The sequence below is a fragment of the Streptomyces sp. NBC_01241 genome (assembly GCF_041435435.1).
GTDB lineage: Bacteria > Actinomycetota > Actinomycetes > Streptomycetales > Streptomycetaceae > Streptomyces.
The window spans coordinates 5,785,496-5,804,796 of sequence record NZ_CP108494.1 but is presented as its reverse complement, the minus strand read 5'-3'; the positions used below and the strand labels follow the sequence as shown (position 1 = coordinate 5,804,796).

Below are 19,301 nucleotides of genomic sequence, written 5' to 3'. Positions count from 1 at the left end.
CTTCGGGGTGCCCGGGCTCGTGCCGCGGCCACGCGCACAGCCGTCCGGCGCACCACCGCCCGGTCGGCACGGAGCACTCGTCGGACGGTCCTCAGATGACGAGCGGTTCGAACGGCTGAAACGGCGGGTCGTCAGTCGTCGGCGTCATCACGTAGGCCGCCCGGCAGGCGACGGCCAGCGGATGACGGGGCCCCAGCGCAGTGGCCGCCCGGGCCGCGCACTCCCGGCCCAGCTCTCGCGCGGCCTCCTGCTGCCCGGTCCAGATCCGTACCAGCGTCGTGTTCAGCCCCCAGCCGATCGTCCACGGGTGGTCCTCCCCCACCTCGCGGGCCATCAGGGCGCGGGCCTGCTCGATACCGTGGCTCGCGATGGCGTGATCGCCCAGGGTCCATCGCATCAAGGCCGTGTTGCCCTGCGTTCCGATGGTGTACGGATGCTCCGGGCCCAGCATCCGCAAGTATCCGGCCACCACCTGCTCATGGAGCGCCCGCGCCTGCCCGGGGTCGCCCGCCTCCCCCTCCACGCAGGCACCGCTCGCCGTGATCTGCAGGGTGAGCGGGTCGTGTTCACCGAGCACGCGCAGGCAGCGCTCCCGTACGTCGATCAGCAGGGGCAGGGCCACGGCTGCTCCCGCCCGGGCATACCGGCACAGGGCCAGACCGTGCTGGGCGCGCAAGGTCTGGGGATTACCGGCCCCGAGCAGCCGCAGATGGCTGTGGACGGTCCGGCTCAGCTCCTCCTCGGCCTCCTGGTGGTGCCCGAGCAGCCGCAGATCGATGGCACAGTTGATCTCCGAGTAGAGGGTCGCCGCCGCACCCCTGCGCAGCACGGCCCGCCGCAGGGTGAGGGTGCGCCGGTCGAGTGCCAGGGCCTCCTCGTACCGGCCGAGCAGGCGCAACGACACGGCCAGGTTGTTGTCCGCGTTCAGCGTGCGGCCGTCCTCCTGGCCGAAGAGGGTCAGGCAGCGGTCCCTGATCGAGACGGAGAGCGTCAGCGCCTCCTGGTAGCGCCCCTGACCGCGCAGATCGGCCGCGAGCCCGCCGACCGCCCGCAGATGCTCCGGTTCCGATTCCCTGCCCTCGGCCCGCAGCGAGACGGTCACCCTGCGTTCGACACTCTCACTCGTGCGGTAGTCACCGAGCGCGCGCAGCAGATTGGCGTAATGGTGGCTGAGGTCCCAGATCCTCGGGTGCGTCTCTCCGAGCAGTGACCGCCAGGAATCCATGGCGGGCCCGGCGAGCCGTATTCCACTGCCGTACTCCCCCGAAAGGTACATGTAGCGCAGGCAGTTGAGGACGAGCTGCTGCACCGGAGGGGCGGTGCTCTCCAGCGCCTCCGCCCATTCGAGGTGCTGGGTGAGGGCGGCGTACAGCGGCCAGGCACCGATGTCGGCGGGGTCCCCGGGGTCGGACACCGCCAACGCGTCCCGCGCGGCGTCGCGGTAGAGCGCTCTGTCGTCCCCGGAGATCCCGCTGCGCACGAGCTGGTGGAACAACCGGTGGAGCTGAAGCGCTTCGCCGTCGCCGACCGGCCAGGAGCCGGTCTCCAGACGGGCGGCCGAGTGACGCAGCAGCTGACGCATGGCTCGCAGGCGTGCGGAGTCGCCACCGGGCGAGCCGGGCAGCTGTGCGCGCGTCAGTAGCTGTCCGGGGATGGAGCCGGGCGCGAAGAAGGCGCAGAGGCGCAGGAGTTCGAAGGCCTCCGGATCGCTCTCCAGCAGCTGACTCAGCTGGATCGTCCAGGCGGTCCGGAAGACGACCGGGAAGTCCACGGAGACTCTGACCACATCCTCGCCGACGCCGTTCGTGAGGAGTTCGATGTACTCGTCGACGGTCAGCCCGGACTGATTGAGCCAGCCCGCGGTCTGGTCGAGCAGCAGCGGCAGATCCTCCAGTGCATCGGCGAGCCGGTCCGCCTCGGCCGGGGTGAGCCGCGGGGCGCGGCGGTTGATGAAGTCGACCGACTCCCGGCGCTCGTAGGCCGGGACCTCGACGAGCATGCTGTTGTGCTCGCCCCATCCCAGATGGCGCGAGGTGATCAGGACATGGCCCGACCCGGCCGGTACCAGATCCCGGATCTGTTCGGGATCGTCGGCGCCGTCGAGGACCAGGAGCCAGTGTGCGTAGGGTTCGCCGCGACGCAGCGCGTCGGCTACCGCGCGCAACCGCTCGCCGTATTCGACACCGGTGGACAGACCCAGTTCCGGGGCGAGTTCGGACAACCGCTGGCGGAAGAGGGAGCGGCCGTCCGCGGGCACCCACCACACCACGTCGTAGTCGGAGCCGAAGCGTTGGGCGTACTCGACGGCCAGTTGCGTCTTGCCGACGCCGGACATCCCGTACAGGGCGACCCGGCCGTGTCCCGGCTCGGCGTCCACGAACAGCTGATGTGTCCGGTTCAGCAGTTCGTCGCGTCCGGTGAACCTGGTGTTGCGGCGCGGTACCCCGCCCCACACCTCGGGGATGTCAGCCGGATACCGGGGTCGCGGCCCGGCCACGGCACGCTCGGGCGGTGCGTCGACGGGCAGGTCCAGCCGGGTCAGCAGCCGCCGCTCGGCCTCCTCCTCGCCGATGCCTACCAGGTGGACGGGATACAGCACGGCCGCCGCGGCGGGCAGCGCCGAGGTGGTGAGGGAGACCGCCGCGAACCGGTCCGGGGCGGGCGCGACGACCTCGAGCAGGGCCCGGCTCCATTGCTCGTGGCTGTCCGGGCCGGGCCGCACGTACGCGTCGCTGAGCAGCAACAGGATGCGGCCGGGCGACAGGAGCAGGTCCCTGAGCAACTCCACCGGTGGCACCTCCGGCGACAGGGCTTCCCCCGGCGGCTCCCGGCGTTGGAGTGCCACCGGCACTCCGCGACGCTGCAGACGGTCCGCGATCCACACCGCCCAGGCCCGGTCGGGACCGGCGAAGCTGATCGTGACCGCGGTACCGGCGCCGGGCTGCGGATCGGGCGATCTGTCGGGCGAGGCCTCGGCGCGGTCCTCGGACCGGTTCGCGACATCCGCTGACTGTGTCGGCTCCGGCCCCGGCGGCACGGACGGCCGGGCGGCCGTGGCCGCGCCCGGCGGCGACGGCGCACGAAAGTTGGTCAGCCGCTCCAGGAACGCACGCAGTTGCCCCGTCGCCCTGCTCGGCCGCGCGGCATGGGCGGGCGCCGCCCGGTCCTCCTCCCCTTCGCCCGACCCACCGGACGGCCGAGCGGTGTCCGTGCGCGCCTCGGGCGACAGCCCCGGCAGACGTCCGACGACCGTTCGGGGCGTCTTGGGCTCCGACGCCGCTTCCCTGATGTGGCAGGGCAGTTCGGCCTTGCGGACCGGCATGCCCCACTGGTTGGAGATGGTCAGCCGCAGCACGGCGGGACCGGTGACCTCACCTGCCGTGACGACGAACCGCGCCGGGCCGTACGTACCGCCGAACCGGTGCAGTACGACGCCGGGGTCGTCGAGCACTTCACAGACGAAGTTCGGAGCACCGTCCAGCGAGACACTGAAGGCCAGTTCCTCCTCGTCGTAGGGCCATGCCTCGCCGTCGTGCTCGCTGCGGGCGTCGAGGGGGCCGCGCAGGTCGACGCTGACGTAGTGGACCAGTCCCGGCTCCACCTCGCGCAGCCAGCCCACGACCGGTTCGATCAGCAGAGGTTGTTCGTCACCGCTCATGGTGAGGCCCCCTCTCGCTCCCGTGCGCCGTGCTCGTGGGGTCCGGTGAGGTGCAGCGTGCTGAGGGGGTGGCCGTAGTACTGGAACATCAGGCTGTAGAGCAGTCGCAGAACGTGGCGCTGTCCTCGCGCGTCGAAGGTGCCGTCGTCCCTGACCTGGAGCGGGATGCCGCCCCCGGCCTGGAGCGGGTTTCCGCCCCCGGCCTCGAATTCGGCGAGCGCCCTGGCACGGAAGGCGCGCAGTGCGCGGGCCACCGGGCGGGCGGGATCTGCGGTCACGGCCTCGACCAGATGACGGATCAGGTCACCGGCCTCGGCCTCGCCGATCTTTCCGGCGGTGACGATGCAGCCGCCCGCCCCCTTGCCGAGGAAGATCTCGGTGAAGCCGCGCAGATACTGTCGGCCGTCGCCGTCGTAGTCGAGCAAACCCCCGGAGTGGCAGGCGTTGAGACAGACCAGTGAACCGTCCCTGCGCAGCAGGGTCATCTCCTGGTCGCTGTACTCGGCCCAGGTGACGTCGGCCAGGGTCAGTTTGCTGAGCTGATCGGCGAAGGTGCCGTGGCAGCCCATGTAGACCAGTCCGGTCCGGTCGGTGTCGTGCGCGTCGAGACTGTTCAGAAAGCTGACGATGCCGGTGTGCGGTCGGTGGTCGTAGCCCTCGAAGACGGTCATGTCGGAGCGCATGTCGTGGTGGAAATACCCGAGGACGCCACCCGCGGGAGCGGCCGCGTCGGCCGGGAAGTCGTCCCGTCCGTGCCGCACGTCGAGCCAGCGGGCGATGTCGACGAGCGCCCCCAGCAGCCCGCCGGCGAGCCCGGTCTCCGTTACGGCCGGCAGGGTCAGCGCCTCCCACGGCAGGTCGAAGCCTGTCTGGTCGAGGAACACGATCTGGAGGGCGTCGCGGTGGGCGGCACGGCAGCGGTTGATCCAGTCGGTCAGCGGGCGCTGGTGTCCGGACCAGCGGCGGATGGACCGCAGGAGTTCGGACGGCGGCTCACCGCCCTGGCGGGCACTGCGGAGGCTGATGGCCTGCGGCCGTCGCTGCCCCTCGCCCGAGCAGTACTCCAGGGGCGGCACTCCGGGGCAGTACGCCTCGAAACCGAAGGCCTCCGGCGCGCCGTGCGGTGTGCGGTGACGCTTCACCTTGACCCGGGCGTACGTCGTGGAGGGGTGCGCTTTCGCGTGCACGGGCTCCACACCGAGCCCCTGCGGTTGTCCGGTCCGGGCCCCTTCGGGTACGACGGCGCGTGGGGCGGGCAGCACCTGCCCCGCGATTCGGCCGAGTCGCCGGATGGCCCGCAGCGGCTCATCACGCACGGTCCACCGCCTCGTCGTCCGGACGTCCCACGATCACGCTGCCGCGCAACGCGTGGGCGAGTTCGGCCGGCAGCGCGGTGTACGGACGGCGCCCCGGGTCGACGACCACGCAGTGCAGCCGGGTCCGTCCCAGCGAGCCGATCCGTCCGGCGGCCGCCAGCGCGTCCTCGATCCCGGCCCGTCCCACCGGGTCGTGGCCCGGCCGACGGCCCCGGTGTGCCGCGGCGAGCGGCACGTTGCCGCGCCCGTCGGTGACGACCACCAGGAGCGCCTCGACATATCCGGCACGGTGGTGCTGGAAGGCGTGGCGCAGAGCGCGTCCGGCCCGGTCGAGGCCGTGGGCCAGCGGGGTGGCCCGGCCCGGCGGCCGGTCGAGCGCGGCGGCGATCCGCGGGTCCCGGGTGGAGCGGGCCGCGAAGGACTCGGCCCGCAGTTCGTCCGCGGCTGCCCCGCTGCCGACCTCCACGACCTGGACGGAGGCCCGGGTGACATAAGCCCATTGCAGGAACGGTTCGAGCGCGGGGTGCCAGTCCCAGCCCGGGTGGCAGGTGTGGTCGAGTACGAGAGTGAGCAGGGTAACGGGTTCGGGCGCCCGGACGTAGCCGCGCAGGTCCTGCGGAGTGATGACCAGCCGGTCGCGGCCCTCGCGGACCGCGCGGTTCTTGGCGGCCTCCATCGCCGTACGGACCGGGGCGAGGTCCCAGAGGTCACGGGCACGCCGCACCCCGACAACGGGTCCCCGCCCGGTCCGCGGTGCGCCGGCCGGGCGTGGGGCCGGGTGGCGCAGCTCGCTGCCCTCCGCCCGAGGTCCTGCGGTGTCCTCCGGGTACGGAGTGGCGTCCGGTATGCGGTCCTGCGGCAGCGGTGCGGTGGCCGCTCCGATGGGCTCTTCGGCTCCGGGGGAGTGGACCGGGGTGTCGAGGGCTCCGTGCCGGTCCTGGGTCGTGCCGGGCACGGGTTCAACGTCCTCCCGGCGGGGCTCGGGCAGATCCGGGCCGGTGGGGGCGGGTCCGGGCCCGGGAGGGATGGCGGGCCGGTGCACGGTACGCAGCCGGATGAGTTCGGCGGCGCGGTCGACGTGCTGGGCGGTGACGTGGTGCGGGCCGGGGGGCGGAACGGATCCCTGACGAGGGGCGGAGCTGTGACCGGCGGTTGCGTCGGGACCCGCCTCGGCCGCCTCCAGCCGGGCAAGGGCGCGGGCGGTGCGGGCGAGGGCGAGCGTCCTGCGGTGCCCGGCGCCGTCGCGGGCGTCCAGCATCTCCAGTACGCGTGGGGGAACTTCGGTGTGGAGGGGCATGGGCGGACGGGGCGCCCGGGGGTCCAGGGCCGCGGCCCATGCGGCGGGGAGCGGACCAAGGGGGTCGGGTTCCGGTTCGGGCCGCAGACCGGGGACGGCGAGGCGGAGCGGGAAGCGGTCCAGAATGTGCGGCGAGACCTGTTCGACGTCCTCGGTGCGGCAGACGGCGAGCCAGCGCGTGCGGGGCCGCCACCGGTGGCGGAATCCGGTGTGTTCCACGGTGGCGACATCGGCCCCGAGGAGCTGGACGGCGGCGCGCGTGCCGGGAACGCTCAGCCGGGCGAGGTCGGGCACGACGACGAGCGAGGCGCCGGTGCCCGTCTCGGTCAACGGCCCGGGCTCGACGGTGAACTCGATGCCTTCCGGGCCGCGGCGGATCCGCGGGCGCAACCACAGGTCCTCGTCGACGGTGGCCGCGTTGAGCGTCGACCGCTGCACCGGGGTGCCTGCCGAATCCCCGCCGGCCATCCGGACCAGTCCGGCGAACACATCGGTGACGGCGGCGAGATGCTCCGGCGGCAGATCGAAGAGCAGGACTCCGGGCAGCCCCGGTTCGAGGGCGGCGCAGACGAGCACGGTGAGCAGTCGGCGGGGCAGTTCGCCGGGTTCCCGTGCGAGCGCGGACTGCGGTGGGCGGGCGGACATCGGCGGCTCAGCCGAACAGGTCGCTGACGGCGGCGTCCTCGTCCTGTCCCCAGCCGAACGCCGAACCATGGGCGGACTCGGGCCTGCGATGGCGCAGGGCAAGCGGCAGCACACGGCGCACATGCGCGGGCTCGACGCGTCGGGCGTCGTCCTTGGCTGCCAGAGCGCGGGCGGCGCGGGCCACGAGCAGGTCACCACGCTGTCCGACGGCGCCCGTTCGCGCGGCCGCCTCGGCACAGAGCCGGATCATCTTCCCGTCCAGCCGGACGCGGGGCAGCCGGTCGCGCGCGACAAGCAGTCCGCCGCGCAACCGCTCGTTGTCCTGCTCCGCCGCGCGGATCCAGGCGGAGTCCTCGACGCGGAGCTCCTCCTCGAAGGTGAGCACCGCGTCGATCATCCGGTGCCGGTCCTCGATGCCCAGCTCGGCCGTCGGGACCATCAGACCGAAACGGTCCAGCAACTGGGCGCGCAGGCTGCCCTCCTCCGGGTTCATGGTCCCGACGAGACCGAAGGAGACGTGCGCGGTGGTGTCCAGGCCCTCCCGCTGTACGGACAGGACGCCGGTGGAGACCACGTCCAGGATGATGTTCACGATGTGGTCGTCCAGGAGGTTGACCTCGTCGACGTACAACAGGCCCTTCTTGTGGGCCTCTTCGAGCAGGCCGGGCTGCCTCTTCGGCTCGCCCTGCATCAGGGCGTCCAGTTCCCAGCCGCCGAGGACCCGGTCGTCCGTGGCGTTGATCGGCAGGGTGACGGGCAGCGCACCACCGGACATCAGCGCGAAGGCGCGTACGACGGTGGACTTGGCGGTGCCGCGTTGTCCGGAGACGAGGACGCCTCCGATGTCCGGGGCGATGAAGTTGAGCTCCAGTGCGACTTTCAGTTCGTCCTGACCCACGATCCGGCTGTACGGGAGGATGGGGATCGGCGGCGTCGGCCGGGGCGGGCCGGCGGGCGAGGGGGCCCCGCTCATGAAGCGTTCACCACCGTGGTGTCCGCCCGCCCCTCCTGGCCGGGCTGCCAGCGGAAGGTGACCTGGATCTGGGCTTCCGCCCCGGCCTTCACCACAGCCGCCATGCCTGCCTCGAAGGTGATGCCGACCTGGAGCTCGACCTCGTCGGGCCGCAGCCCCTCCCCCAGATCACCTAATCGGCGCATCGCCTGGGACGCACATCGGCGGGCCAGGTCGAGCCCTTCCCCGTACAGGTCCCCGGCCGCGCCGAGAGCCCGCCGCGCGGCGCCGCCGTCCCGGGTCTCCTCCAGGTCGTACAACGAGTCGGCGTCGGTGGGCGGCCCCCCGGCGCTCGTGTACGCCTCGGCGTCCACGACGACCGGTATCGGGCCGTCCTCCCCGGGCACCACGGACCCCACGACGATTGCCATTCGCTTCCCCTTCGTGCATCAACCAGCCTGCCGGACAGATTGCTGACGCTCAGTCATCTTCCGCGTACGCTTTGCCGGATCGACGTCAGACCATCTGCGGCTCGAAGTCCCAGTACGGACGGTTGCGGGAGCGCGCCGAGACCGTGTGGACGTGCTGGACGCCCAGCGTCGCCACCAGGTCGCCCAGCGCCTCCGTCTCAATCTTGTCCGCGCGCTGCCGATCCCGGATACCGCGCAGGTCGGCGGCGTGCGCGATCCGGGCGGAGAGGGTCAGCGGGTGAGTCCGGCCGAGCACCTCGATGGCCCGGGTGATGACCGAGTCCGTCAGCACGGCGGCGGATTCCGGGTCGCCCACCAGATTGCGCATCGCGGAGGCGTTGATGGCACAGCCCAGCGTCCACGGGTGGTTCTCTCCCACGGCGCGCGTCATGTCGGCGAGCGCCTCCTCCAGAAGGCTGTGCGCGTGCTCCCGCTCCCCCACGTTACGGAGGATCAGCGCGTGGTTGGCCCGGGCCCCCGCCACATAGGGGTGTCCCTCGCCGAGCATGTCCGCATAGCCGGAGACGACCTTTTCGCTTATGTCCCTGGCCTGGTCGATGTCGGCGTGCTCACGGGCAAAGAAGCTCTGGCTGGCGGCGCACATCATCGTCAGCGGGTCGTTCTCGCCCAGCACCCGCTCGGAGCGCTCCAGGACCCGGGTGAACAGCTTCGCGGCCATGGCGCGCTCACCGGTCCGGTACTGGCAGAGCGCGAGGTTGTGCTCGGCACGCAGGGTCTGCGGGTTGTCAGCGGTCATGACCCGCCGGTGCAGCGCGGCACTCTGGCTCTGGAGCGACAGGGCTTCGCCGTACCGGCCGAGCAGCCGCAGGTCGGTCGCGTAGTTGATCTCGGAGTAGAGCGTCCAGCTGTGCCGTAGGCGCAGCAGCTGGCGCCGGGCCTCCAGGGTGCGCCGGTTGAGTTCGAGCGCCTCCTCGTACCGGCCCAGCAGCCGCAGCGAAGTAGCGAGATTGTTCTGCGCGCTGAGCGTGCGCGAGTCCTGGTCGCCCAGCAGCTCGCGGTAGGCGTCGAGGATCCAGGCCGACATCTCCAGCGCCTCGTCGTAGCGGCCGAGGCCCCGCAGGTCGGCGGCGAGGCCGCCGGCGGCGCGCAGGTGTTCCAGGTCCTGTGCGCCGCGTTCGGTGCGCAGATGGTCGACGGCGGCCCGTTCGATGGCCTCCGTACCGGCGTAGTCGCCGACGGCCCGCAGCACGTTCGCGTAGTGGTAACTGAGGTCCCAGACCCTGGGGTGGTCCTCGCCGAGGAGTTCCCGCCAAGCCTTCATGGCGCGTTCGCCCAGCTTGATGCCGGCCCGGTACTCCCCCGAGAGGTACATGTAGCGCAGGCAGTTGAGCACCAGGGTCTGCACCGCCGGATCGGTGCTCCGGAGCACGTCGGCCCATTTCAGATGCGGGGTGATCTCGGCGTAGGCGGGCCACAGGCGGGTGTCGGCGGGCCGGCCGGGGTCCGCGGCCGCGAGGGCCCGGCGGACCACGTCGATGAACTCCTGGCGGTCCCGGTCCGGCATGTCCTTGCCGATGATCTGGTGGACCATGCGGTGCATGTAGAGCGATTCCCCGGACGACGCCTCGTCGACGACCGATTCGTGGGACTCCAGGCGGACCACGGAGTACTGCCGGAGCTGGCTGATGGCCTTGTTCCACAGCAACGGGTCGTTCATCAGGCCGGAGAGCTGTTCCGGCAGTTCGCCGGGGGGCATTTCCTTCAGCAGCCGTACGGGGATGGAGCCGGGCGCGAAGAAACTGCACAGGCGCAGCAGGTCGACGGATTCGGGGACCGTGTCCTTGAGCTTGTTCAGCAGTATCGACCAGGCGGTCTGGAAGGCGAGCGGGAAGTCCGCGGAGACCTTGACGACGTCCTGGTCGATGCCGCCTTCGAGGAGATCGATGTACTCCCCGACCGACATGTCGGAGTCGTTGAGCCAGCCGGCGGTCTGGTCGAGGAGCAGCGGGAGGTCTTCGAGGGCTTCGGCGAGCTGGTCGGCCTCGGGCGGGGTCAGACGCGGGGCCCGGCGGCGGATGAAGGCGACCGATTCTTCGCGGGCGTAGACCGGGACCTCGACGAGGTTGCTGTTGTGCTCGCTCCACTCCGGGTTGCGGGAGGTGATCAGGACGTGTCCGGGACCGGTCGGCACCAGGTCCCAGATGTGTTCGGGTTCGTCGGCGCCGTCCAGGACGAGGAGCCAGTGGGAGTGCGGTTCGCCGCGGCGCAGCGCGTCCCGTACCGCGCGCAGCCGTTCGCCGTACTCGGCGCCGGTGGACAGGCCCAGTTCGGGGGCGAGTTCGGCGAGTTTCTGGCGGTAGAGGGCACGACGGTCGGCGGGCACCCACCAGACGACGTCGTACTCGGAGCCGAAGCGGTAGACGTACTCGGCGGCCAGCTGGGTCTTGCCTACGCCGGACATGCCGTGCAGGGTCACGACCCCGGCGCCGGATCCGGCGTCCTGGAGGGACCGGTACGCCTTGCTGAGCAGCTCCTCGCGGCCCGTGAAGCGGATGTTGCGGCGCGGCACCCCGCCCCACACCTCGGGGGTGTCGGCCGGATAGTGGGGGCCCTGCCTGGCCTCGACAGGCTCGGGCAACGGATCGGTGGGCAGGCCCAGGCGTACGAGGAGCCGCCGCTCGGCCTCGTCGGCACCGACGTTGGTGAGATCTGCGGCACCGAAGACCGAGGTGGCGCCGGGCATCGCGGAGGTGGTGACGCAGACGGCGGCGAAGCGGTCGGGGTCGGGGGCGACGACCTCGCGCAGGGCCCTGTTCCACTCGTCGTGGCTGCGGGGGCCGAGCTGGAAGTACCAGTCGCTGAGGATCACCAGCACGCGGCCGCGGGCCAGGGTCAGATCCCGCAACGACTCCTCCAGCGCGACCTCCACCGGGGGGTCCCACCGATGCAGGACGACCGTCGCTCCGCGCCGCTCCAGACGGTCCGCGATCCACGCCGCCCAGGCGCGGTTGAAACCGGCGAAACTGATGGTGACGGCCTGCGCCCCGGTTGCTCCAACTTGCTTACGCGTTCCGGGCATTCAACCGTCTCCCTGCCTCATTGCGAGCGTTGTCAACATACACCGGAGCATGGTCGCTCCGATCGCTATCGCGCGGTCGCTCACTGCCTTCGCGAGCCGTTCCTCTGCTGCCATATCACCTTCGCGGTGGACACGTACGCCTGCGCGCGTGCGAGATGCCCCGTGGGGGGCGGACAATCGTCCAGACGGTGGTAGAGCGTGATCATCTCGTCGACGAAGACCCGGCCTTCTCGGGTCAGCGCCGCCGATCCGGCCAGCACCGGCAGTACGGCCCCGACCTGTTCGCGGCAGCGGGCGTGTTCGGACCAGGCCAGGTCGCGATGGGTGACGCGCCGCGCGCCGAGAGCGAACCGCTGCCAGTAGTCGGCCAGCGCGATGTGCGAGTACGCGCCCTGGAGGAGGCCGTCGAAGGGCCTCGGGTCGGAGCGCCAGGGGGCGAAGTGGCGTGGTGTCGCGTCCTCGTGGTGCAGCGGCACGAGTGCGCCGAGCGCGGCCAGCTTGGTGTGGTGGAGCTCGTGGACGAGGGTGGAAGCGAGGTAGGCGGGGGTGGACGGTTTGCTGCTGAGGACGGCGCCGAACGCCTCGCGCCTGGTGCCGCTGCAGTGGGCCGCGCCCTCGCCCGTGGGTCCGGAGCCGGGTGGCGGGCCGAGCGGTACCAGGCAGCGCAGGAGGACGGCCGCTTCGGTGAGGCGGTGCTCGCCGCCGATGCGGAGCAGGGGCGCCAGCCCGGACCAGGACTCGATCCAGGCCTTGCGTTCGTGGTCGTCGATGTGGGTGGCGGCGCTCAGCCCGTGACGCACGAGCCCGCCGCCGTCGGTGCGGTACGGATCGACGTCGTCCAGGGGTACGGGTCCGGCGCCGGGCAGTACGGCGGGCAGGACGAGCACGGGCAGCCAGCGCGGGTCTGCCGAGTCGGCCGTCCCGTCCCGCTGCGTACGCACCACGAGCGGCGCCCGGACGCCGCCCGGACGCACCGTCAGTTCCCCGTCCGAGAAAGCGATGTCGACCGGTCCGGGGACCGTGCGCAGAGCGCCCAGAGTGGGCAGCGGGAGGAACCCGTCGTGTGCGGTGAGCCGGGTCGTGAACGCCACTCCTGCCCGGATCGCCGCGGCGGCGGCGAGGGCGCTCAAGTGGTCGAGGTCCGCCCGGAGTTCGGAGCTCGGTCCGGAACCGGAGAGGCCGCGCAGGCAGCGCTGGGCCCAGGGGCCCACGAGGGGGTGGAGCAGGACGGTGCGCACGGCGGCCCGGTCGGCGCGTTCGGCCGATTCCAGCAGTGCCCAGTCCTGGTGGAGCCGGTCGAGCGCCCGGTGCGGGCAGACGGTCGCGGGCGCGGCCTCGGCCGCGTCGAGCAGGGCGCGCAGGAGGAGGAGCCGGCGGGTGTCCTGGTCGCGTACGAGTACGTGGAGGGTGTCGGCGTCGCCCTCGGTGCGGCCGAGTCGGCGCAGTATGTGGTCCGGAAGTGGGGGGCTCATCGGTGTGCTCCTGCGGTTGCGTCGGCGAGCCGGCCCGCGATGTGGCGCACCAGCCGTTCGAGATCGGCGCAGTAGACGGACGGGTTGGTGAAGCCGTTCTCTGCGCGGTAGCGGTGCGCGTAGTGGCCACCGCCGCAGACGGTCAGCAGCGGGCAGGCGCGGCAGGCGGCGGCGAGTGCGTCGGCTCCTGCCTGGCGGGCGGCGATGCCGGGGTGGCGCAGGGCGTCGTCGAAGGTGTGCCGGAAGATGTCGAGCCCGGTGGCGGCGGCCGTGTCGTAGGCGGACTTGAGGGAGTCCACCTGCTCGATCGTTCCGTCGGTCTCGACCACGATCGCGTTGACGGGGTCGAGGCCGAGGGATTCGGTGGCGGCGGGGAGGCCCAGCAGCAGGGCGATGCACTCCTCGAAGAGCCGCACCCGGGTCTCCCGACGCCGGGCCGGCCACCAGCGGTCGAAGACGGTGACGAGCCAGTCGCCGTACGGGGTCGGGCGGTCCGGTCCGGGCCCCGCCGTGCGCATGTCGGGCAGGCCCGGCGGGGGGTTCGTCCAGTTGCCGTGCGGCAGCAGCAGGTCCAGGGCCGGCGGGCGCAGGGTGAGCAGCGATTCGTACAGCTCGACCGGGTCGGTCAGCGGGTCGACGACGGTGAGGATGCCCGCGTACGCGTGCGGGTACCGGTCGGCGAGGAGCCGGGCGCCGCGTGAGGCGGCGGGCCAGGAGGGGCGTCCGGCGTGGTCGGTGCGCTGGGTGTTGTGGGCGGCCAGACCGCCGTCGAGGCTGATGCCGATGCGTATGCCGTGCCGGGCGAGGGTGGCGATACGCGCGTCGGTGAGCAGGGTGGCGTTGGTCTGCGCGGTGGTGTGGAGGGTGCAGCCGTCGGGCATCAGGCCGCGTGCCCGGTCGGTGAAGGCGGCCAGCCGGGCGGCGCCCGCGAGGAGGGGTTCGCCGCCGTGCAGGACGAGGGAGACGTCCCGCAGTCCATGGACTGCCGCGTGTTCGGCGATCCGGTCCGCGGTGCGGTCCAGGACGGCCTGCGCGGCGGCGGCCGGGCGGGTCCGCCAGGTCCGGTCGGGGCCCTCGTAGAGGTAGCAGTAACGGCAGGCGAGATTGCAGCGGCCGTGCGCCTTGACGATGAACTGCCCGAAGGGGACGGGGAGTCGGCCGGTCGCCCCGGTACTCGTGCGTGAGGGAGTGTGCGGCGTCGACTCTGGAGACACTCCGGCACCCCCGTGCTGCATGTCCGTGGGGACGGCCCCCGTCGTCGGCCCCGGGCAAGTATCCCTGGCCGGCCGTGCGGGCAAACCCGTCCCGGGCCACGATGTCCGGTTCAACCGGACCCCTGACCGAATTCGTGCGGCTTCGGCGCCGTGCCGCGAGACCGCGGGGCACTTCGTCTCAGAAGGCGTTGGTGAATCCCCACAGCATCTCCCGCGGCTGCTCGGCCCGTCCGCGCAGATCCGCGACCACTTCGGCGAGCACCGGGTGCTCCAGTGTCCGCAGTGCCTCCAGATCCAGCCCCAGGAGGTCCGGCAGCGCATCCGGCCCGCCGTCGCGTATCGACTCGCTCATGGTGTCTCCCCGTATCTCGTACTGCCGCTCGAACCCGCGGTCACCCGCTCGCCGTTGAGCGCATCCCGTTGAGCCCGCGTCCCTGACACACGTATCTCCGCTCGCGCAGCCGTGCGGCTCGCGCGAGCCGCGCCGCCTCGCACCGGTCGCCTCTGTACCGATGCCCCGCACAAGCCGACATACGCCTTCTTGAGCCTGCCGTCGACCGGCGTCGGTCGTACACCGGCCGTACCCGGCGCGCGCCGTCCGGTTCGCATCGCGCCCGGAGACGCTCCGCCCGAACACTCACCGCCCGGCAGTCAGCGCTCCAGCTCCGCCAGCCGTTCGGCGGTCGATTCGCCCGCCGAGCCGCCGCCGTCCGGCAGCTTGCTCCATTGCCGGACGGCCGCCCGGTACGCCTCGCGTGCGGCCCGGGGGCGGCCCGCCCTCTCGTATGTCATACCCCGCCAGTGGTTGGCTGTAGCACCCAACTCGACGGCCTGCTGGACCTGTTGCGGACTGTCCAGCTCCGTCTCCGCCGTCCCGGCCGCCTCGGCTGCGCCCCGGAACGCCTCGGCCGCCTCGTCGAGCCGGGCCGGACGGTGCAGCACCCGGAAGGCGTCGAGGTGGGACCGGCCCAGTTCCAGCCAGCAGTGCGCCTCGGTCAGCGGGTCGGTCGCCTCCTGGGCCGCGAGACCGAAGAGATGCTCGGCCTCCCGCAGGTCGACCCGGTCCTCGGTGGCCCGGTGCCGCAGCATCAGCGCCCGGCCCAGCATCAGCAGCCGCTCGGCCTGGCGCCTGCCGCCCGCCGCCGTCTCCGTACGGCAGTCGCGCAGCACCCGTACCGCGGCACCGATGTGCGGGCGCCCGTCGGGAAGTTGGGCGCGGCGCAGCAGGGTGCCGCCCCACTCGGCGAGCAGATCGGCGTGGGCCTGCGAGTCGCGCGGGACGCCGCGCGCGGCGCGGGCGAACCAGTCGGCCGCCGCCACCAGCTCGTCCGGATTTCCGGTGTGCGCGTAGCGGGCGACACGGACCCGGGCGGCCCGGGTCTGCAGCGAGGCGCGCAGCCGCTGTTCCCGTACGGTCTCCAGTGCCTGTTCGATCAGGGCGCCCGCCTCGTCCGGCTCCTCGCCGGAACCGAGCAGGGCGTCCACCAGGTCCAGCAGGATGCGCACCTCGGTGCCCATGGTGTGCCGGCCGCCGCCCTGTTCGAACGCGGTGCGCAAGGAGCGCGCGGCCTGACCGGCGTAGACGCGGGACTGTTCGGCGTCGGCGGTGGCCCCGGACAGTTTCAGGAGCGTACGGCCGTGCGCCAGCGGCAGGGCGGCGGGGCGGTTCTCCTGGTCGGGCCAGACGTCGGCGAATGCCTCCAGCATGCCGCACGCGGCCTGCAGCAGGGCCGTGTCGCCGTCGAGCCGCCACTGTGCCTCCAGGGCCCGGACCCGCTCCAGGGTGAGCCGGAGGGCCTCGGCGGGTACCAGGCCCGGATCCGAGCAGGCCGCCGTGTACTCGCGGTCGGCGCGGCGCAGCAGTTCCAGTGCGCCGCGCCGGTCGCCACGGCGCCGACGGTCGTCGGCCGCGGCGTGCAACACCTTGGCCAGTACGGCCCGTTCGCGTACCGCGCCGGGGTGTGCGGCGGCCCGTTCGGCGGCGTACTCGGCCTCACGGAGCAGTTCGGCGTCGCCCTGGACCTCCCACAGGCGCAGGACGCAGCGCGAGTACTCCGCCCACAGCTCGGGGTCGGCGTCCGGCTGCTCCTCGCGCTCGGTGGCGCCCCGCAGCAGCTGCACGGCATCCATCAGGTACTGCACCATGTGGTCCGATTCGAAGTGCCGCAGCAGGACGCGGGCGCTCTCCACCGCCGCGTTCGGTGTCTGGGCGGGGCCGCGGTGTCCGTTCCGGCCGGCCTGGACGACGAACTGCTCGGGCAGGGGCATGAATCGCTCCAGTACGCGGACCGCGACCTCGGCGAAGGGGTGGGGGACGCGCGGCTCGCCGATCGCGCCGCTCTCCCCGCTCTCGCCCCCCTCTTCGATGTCCTCGTCGGGCGCGCCGTCCGCCAGGGTGTCCGTGGTGGGGGTGGTCCGCGACGGCGCGTACCGGCCCTCGCCGAGCTGGGCGAAGGCCAGGGCCGGGAAATTCGGCCCGCCCTTCCCGAACCGCTGCTCGATGTACTGCGAGCAGTGTTTGAGTACGAGCAGTGCCTCGTCGCGGCCCAGCGGACCGAGCAGCGCCTCGCGGACGCCGGGCGCGAACTCGTACCACTGGCCGACGCCCTCGCCGGCGCCGCTGCCGCCCTGGCTCCTGCTCCGGGTCAGCAGTCCGCTCAGCAGCACCTCGGCGAGTTCGGACGGTCCCGAGTTCGGCAGCATCGTGCGCTGCACCAGTTGCATCACCGGCAGATACAGCGGGGCCGCCGCGAGGTAGACGGCCAGCTGTCCGGCCGCCGGGGAGGCCGCCGAACGGAACCGGCTGACCAGCTGGAGCGAGGACAGTCCGTCGCCCGGTCGCTGCGCGGCCGCCGCCGGCTGATCGGCCCGTACCCAGCCGACGGCGCCGGAGATCTGCCCGGCACCGGTGCCGGAGAGCAGTCTCGCCCAGGCCGCCAACGCGCCTTCCACCGGCGGGAGTACGGGTATCGCGAGCGCGCCCGGGTGCACGGCGGGCCCCGATCCGGCGTGCTCTGTGACCTTCAGTGCGGCGGCTCCGCCGGGCCCCTCGCCCCGGGACAGCGAACCGTAGGTGACCGGCAGCCTGGTCCGGTTCCACATCCGCTGCGGCAGGGGCTGGAGCACGGCCGCCGGGGCCTGCCCGGCCAGCTGGTGCAGCAGCCGGTGGGCCCGGCCGCTGTGCCAGAGCGGACCGGCGCAGTCGCTGACCAGGACGGTGACCCGCCGGCCGGTCGGATCGCTCAGCCGGTCCGCGGAGTTCAGCGGCGCGGCGGCCGGATCGGGGCTGCGGCTCACCGCCGCCGCGCCGTCGGGCCCCTGGTGCAGATAGCGGATCTGGACATCCCGGAAGGCGCCCAACTGGCCGAATATCTGATGGAGTTCACCGAACAGCCGGTCCCACACCAGCATCGAGGACGAGGCGTCCATGACGCACTGCAGGAGCGCCTCCCCCCGGGACGCGCCCCGGAACACCGGCATGATCATCCCGCCGGCCCGGGCGCTGAGCTCGGCGGTCGCCGTCTCGTCGAGGGTGCGGCGCAGTGGCGGTGCGGCCGGGCGGTAGCGCTGCAACGGGCGCAGGGCCCGCTGGAGTTCGAGCGGTGCGGGCAGCGCGGGAGCAGCGGGCACGCCCAGGGTGAGGGCGCTCGCCCGGCCACCCCGGCCGGTGCTCCGCCCCCGCCCGGCCGCGGCGTCCGGGCGGGGGCGGCCGGGCGGTCCGGTGCGGGGCACGGGGTAGAGGGCGATCCGCCGGTCCGCGTCCCCGAGCTCCTGCTGCCGCACGGCGTCGCCGCCGTCAGGTGCGGGGTCCGGGGCTACGTCGCCCCCCGCCTCCGGCCGCACGGGGCGTCCGCCCGGACGGCCCTCCTGTGCCGGGTCGGCGGGCAGCGGCGGCGCGGCCCCGCCGCTCCCGTCGTCCGGCGCGTCGGGGCCACGGGTCCAACGGGCCAGCCACAGGGCGTCACAGAGCTGCTCGACATCGGGGTCGAGCCCGGCCTCCCGTAACCGGGCGACGAACGCGGGCAGCAGACCCCCGCCGTACGGCGGCGCGTCGCCCGCGACCGGTGCGCCCGCCACGACCGGGACCTCGCCCGCGACGCTGTCGTGGCCGCCTTCCTCGTCCGGTCCGTGGCGTGGCACGTCCCTGGACATCAGCGCATCACCTCGGCCGGTCGAGTCGCTGGATGAGCAGGTCGGCCAGGCGGTCGCGGCCGGCCGGAGCGGCGGCGTCGGTGAGGTAGATCGCGTTCAACAACTGGTCGGTGGCCAGGAGTTCGCTCCGGGAACGTTCCAGGAAGTGGGCGATGAGATCGTCCCCGGAACGCGCCGCCTCGTCGCCGAGGTGGGCGCGCACGAAGGTCGCGAGCCGCTGGTGGTCGGGGCGTCCGAGCTCCAGGTGGATGCAGCGGCGCATCAGGGGCGCGGGGAAGTCCCGCTCGCCGTTGCTGGTGAGCACCACGAACGGGAAGGCCCGGCACTGCACCCGGCCGCCCCGCACCTTCACCTTGTTGCCGTCGTCGTCGAGGACCTCCGCCTCTCCGCCGGGCAGCCGGTCGGCGATCCGCTCCAGCTCGGGAATGCCGAACTCGCCCTCCTCCAGCACATTGAGCAGGTCGTTCGGCAGATCGATGTCGCTCTTGTCGAGCTCGTCGATGAGCAGGACGCGCGGCCGGTCCGAGGGCAGCAGCGCGGTGCCGAGCGGCCCGAGCCGGATGTAACTGCCGACGCTCTCCGCCGATTCGGCGCCCGTCGCCCCTGCCGCCGCGCCGTGCGCGGCGATCTGCACGTCCTGGAGGCGGGCGATCGCGTCGTAGTGGTAGAGGCCGTCCTGGAGCTCCGAGCGGCTGACGATCGGCCAGCGCAGGACCCGGCCGAGCCCGAGCTCGTGGGCGACGGAGTGCGCCAGCGTGCTCTTCCCGGCGCCGGGGCTGCCGGTGACCAGCAGCGGACGCCGCAGATAGAGCGCCGCATTGATCATTTCGAGCTCCTCGGCGCCCGGCCGGTGGAGTTCGGCGATGTGCCGGTAGCCGCCGAGACGGCGGTCGGCGGAGCCGTCCCCGTCCTGCTCACCGGGGTCCGGGGCGCCACGGCCCGCGAAATCCCGCCAGGGCGGCGGGGGCGGCAACTGCTCGATGCCTCCGTGCGGCTCGCCGGCCCCTCGGTAGATGAGCCACTCGCTGGGTTCACTCATAGCGTGTTCCTCGTCACTCGTCCGCCAGGGGCAGCAGTCGAACGTG

General features: G+C 72.8%; 11 protein-coding genes. All 11 read right to left on the bottom strand.

What is annotated here, in order from left to right; translation table 11 throughout:
* Positions 1-91: 91 nt before the first annotated feature.
* The gene (gene fxsT, locus OG306_RS26165) at positions 92-3,658 is read right to left on the bottom strand and encodes an FxSxx-COOH system tetratricopeptide repeat protein (RefSeq protein WP_266748512.1); all 3,567 of its coding nucleotides are present in this window, start codon (positions 3,656-3,658) and stop codon (positions 92-94) included.
* Positions 3,655-4,974: a CHAT domain-containing protein gene (locus OG306_RS26160; RefSeq protein WP_266748511.1), complete on the bottom strand. Its 1,320-nt coding sequence runs from the start codon at positions 4,972-4,974 to the stop codon at positions 3,655-3,657. Before OG306_RS26160 ends, fxsT (OG306_RS26165) begins: the two co-directional genes overlap by 4 nt.
* Positions 4,967-6,916, bottom strand: a complete 1,950-nt coding sequence (locus tag OG306_RS26155; protein WP_266748510.1) for a hypothetical protein — start codon at positions 6,914-6,916, stop codon at positions 4,967-4,969. Before OG306_RS26155 ends, OG306_RS26160 begins: the two co-directional genes overlap by 8 nt.
* Positions 6,917-6,923: 7 nt before the next feature.
* Positions 6,924-7,889 carry an AAA family ATPase gene (locus tag OG306_RS26150; RefSeq protein ID WP_266748509.1) on the bottom strand — a complete coding sequence of 322 codons (966 nt, stop codon included), beginning with the start codon at positions 7,887-7,889 and terminating at the stop codon, positions 6,924-6,926.
* Positions 7,886-8,299, bottom strand: coding sequence for a CU044_2847 family protein (locus OG306_RS26145; RefSeq protein WP_266748508.1), 414 nt, complete (start codon positions 8,297-8,299; stop codon positions 7,886-7,888). Before OG306_RS26145 ends, OG306_RS26150 begins: the two co-directional genes overlap by 4 nt.
* Positions 8,300-8,384: 85 nt before the next feature.
* A complete protein-coding gene (gene fxsT / locus OG306_RS26140) occupies positions 8,385-11,378 on the bottom strand; it encodes an FxSxx-COOH system tetratricopeptide repeat protein (RefSeq protein ID WP_371665655.1) in 2,994 nt (997 codons plus the stop codon).
* An 80-nt stretch (positions 11,379-11,458) separates the two neighbouring features.
* Positions 11,459-12,850 (bottom strand): aKG-HExxH-type peptide beta-hydroxylase, encoded by a 1,392-nt coding sequence (locus OG306_RS26135; protein WP_266748506.1) that lies wholly within the window; start codon positions 12,848-12,850, stop codon positions 11,459-11,461.
* On the bottom strand, positions 12,847-14,085 hold the full coding sequence (locus tag OG306_RS26130; RefSeq protein ID WP_371665654.1) for an FxsB family cyclophane-forming radical SAM/SPASM peptide maturase: 1,239 nt from the start codon (positions 14,083-14,085) through the stop codon (positions 12,847-12,849). Before OG306_RS26130 ends, OG306_RS26135 begins: the two co-directional genes overlap by 4 nt.
* A gap of 157 nt (positions 14,086-14,242) precedes the next feature.
* Positions 14,243-14,416, bottom strand: a complete 174-nt coding sequence (fxsA, locus tag OG306_RS26125; protein ID WP_266748505.1) for an FxSxx-COOH cyclophane-containing RiPP peptide — start codon at positions 14,414-14,416, stop codon at positions 14,243-14,245.
* Between the two features lie 299 nt (positions 14,417-14,715).
* Complete coding sequence (locus tag OG306_RS26120) at positions 14,716-18,216, bottom strand: SAV_2336 N-terminal domain-related protein (protein ID WP_266748504.1); 3,501 nt, start codon at positions 18,214-18,216, stop codon at positions 14,716-14,718.
* 7 nt (positions 18,217-18,223) lie between these two features.
* Positions 18,224-19,255 carry an AAA family ATPase gene (locus tag OG306_RS26115; RefSeq protein WP_266748503.1) on the bottom strand — a complete coding sequence of 344 codons (1,032 nt, stop codon included), beginning with the start codon at positions 19,253-19,255 and terminating at the stop codon, positions 18,224-18,226.
* Positions 19,256-19,301: the final 46 nt, after the last annotated feature.

Bases quoted from the DNA above. Each gene is read 5' to 3' on its own strand.
- fxsT (WP_266748512.1), bottom strand. From the start codon at position 3,658: ATGAGCGGTGACGAACAACCTCTGCTGATCGAACCGGTCGTGGGCTGG.
- OG306_RS26155 (WP_266748510.1), bottom strand. From the start codon at position 6,916: ATGTCCGCCCGCCCACCGCAGTCCGCGCTCGCACGGGAACCCGGCGAA.
- OG306_RS26150 (WP_266748509.1), bottom strand. From the start codon at position 7,889: ATGAGCGGGGCCCCCTCGCCCGCCGGCCCGCCCCGGCCGACGCCGCCG.
- OG306_RS26145 (WP_266748508.1), bottom strand. From the start codon at position 8,299: ATGGCAATCGTCGTGGGGTCCGTGGTGCCCGGGGAGGACGGCCCGATA.
- fxsT (WP_371665655.1), bottom strand. From the start codon at position 11,378: ATGCCCGGAACGCGTAAGCAAGTTGGAGCAACCGGGGCGCAGGCCGTC.
- OG306_RS26135 (WP_266748506.1), bottom strand. From the start codon at position 12,850: ATGAGCCCCCCACTTCCGGACCACATACTGCGCCGACTCGGCCGCACC.
- OG306_RS26130 (WP_371665654.1), bottom strand. From the start codon at position 14,085: ATGCAGCACGGGGGTGCCGGAGTGTCTCCAGAGTCGACGCCGCACACT.
- fxsA (WP_266748505.1), bottom strand. From the start codon at position 14,416: ATGAGCGAGTCGATACGCGACGGCGGGCCGGATGCGCTGCCGGACCTC.
- OG306_RS26120 (WP_266748504.1), bottom strand. From the start codon at position 18,216: ATGTCCAGGGACGTGCCACGCCACGGACCGGACGAGGAAGGCGGCCAC.
- OG306_RS26115 (WP_266748503.1), bottom strand. From the start codon at position 19,255: ATGAGTGAACCCAGCGAGTGGCTCATCTACCGAGGGGCCGGCGAGCCG.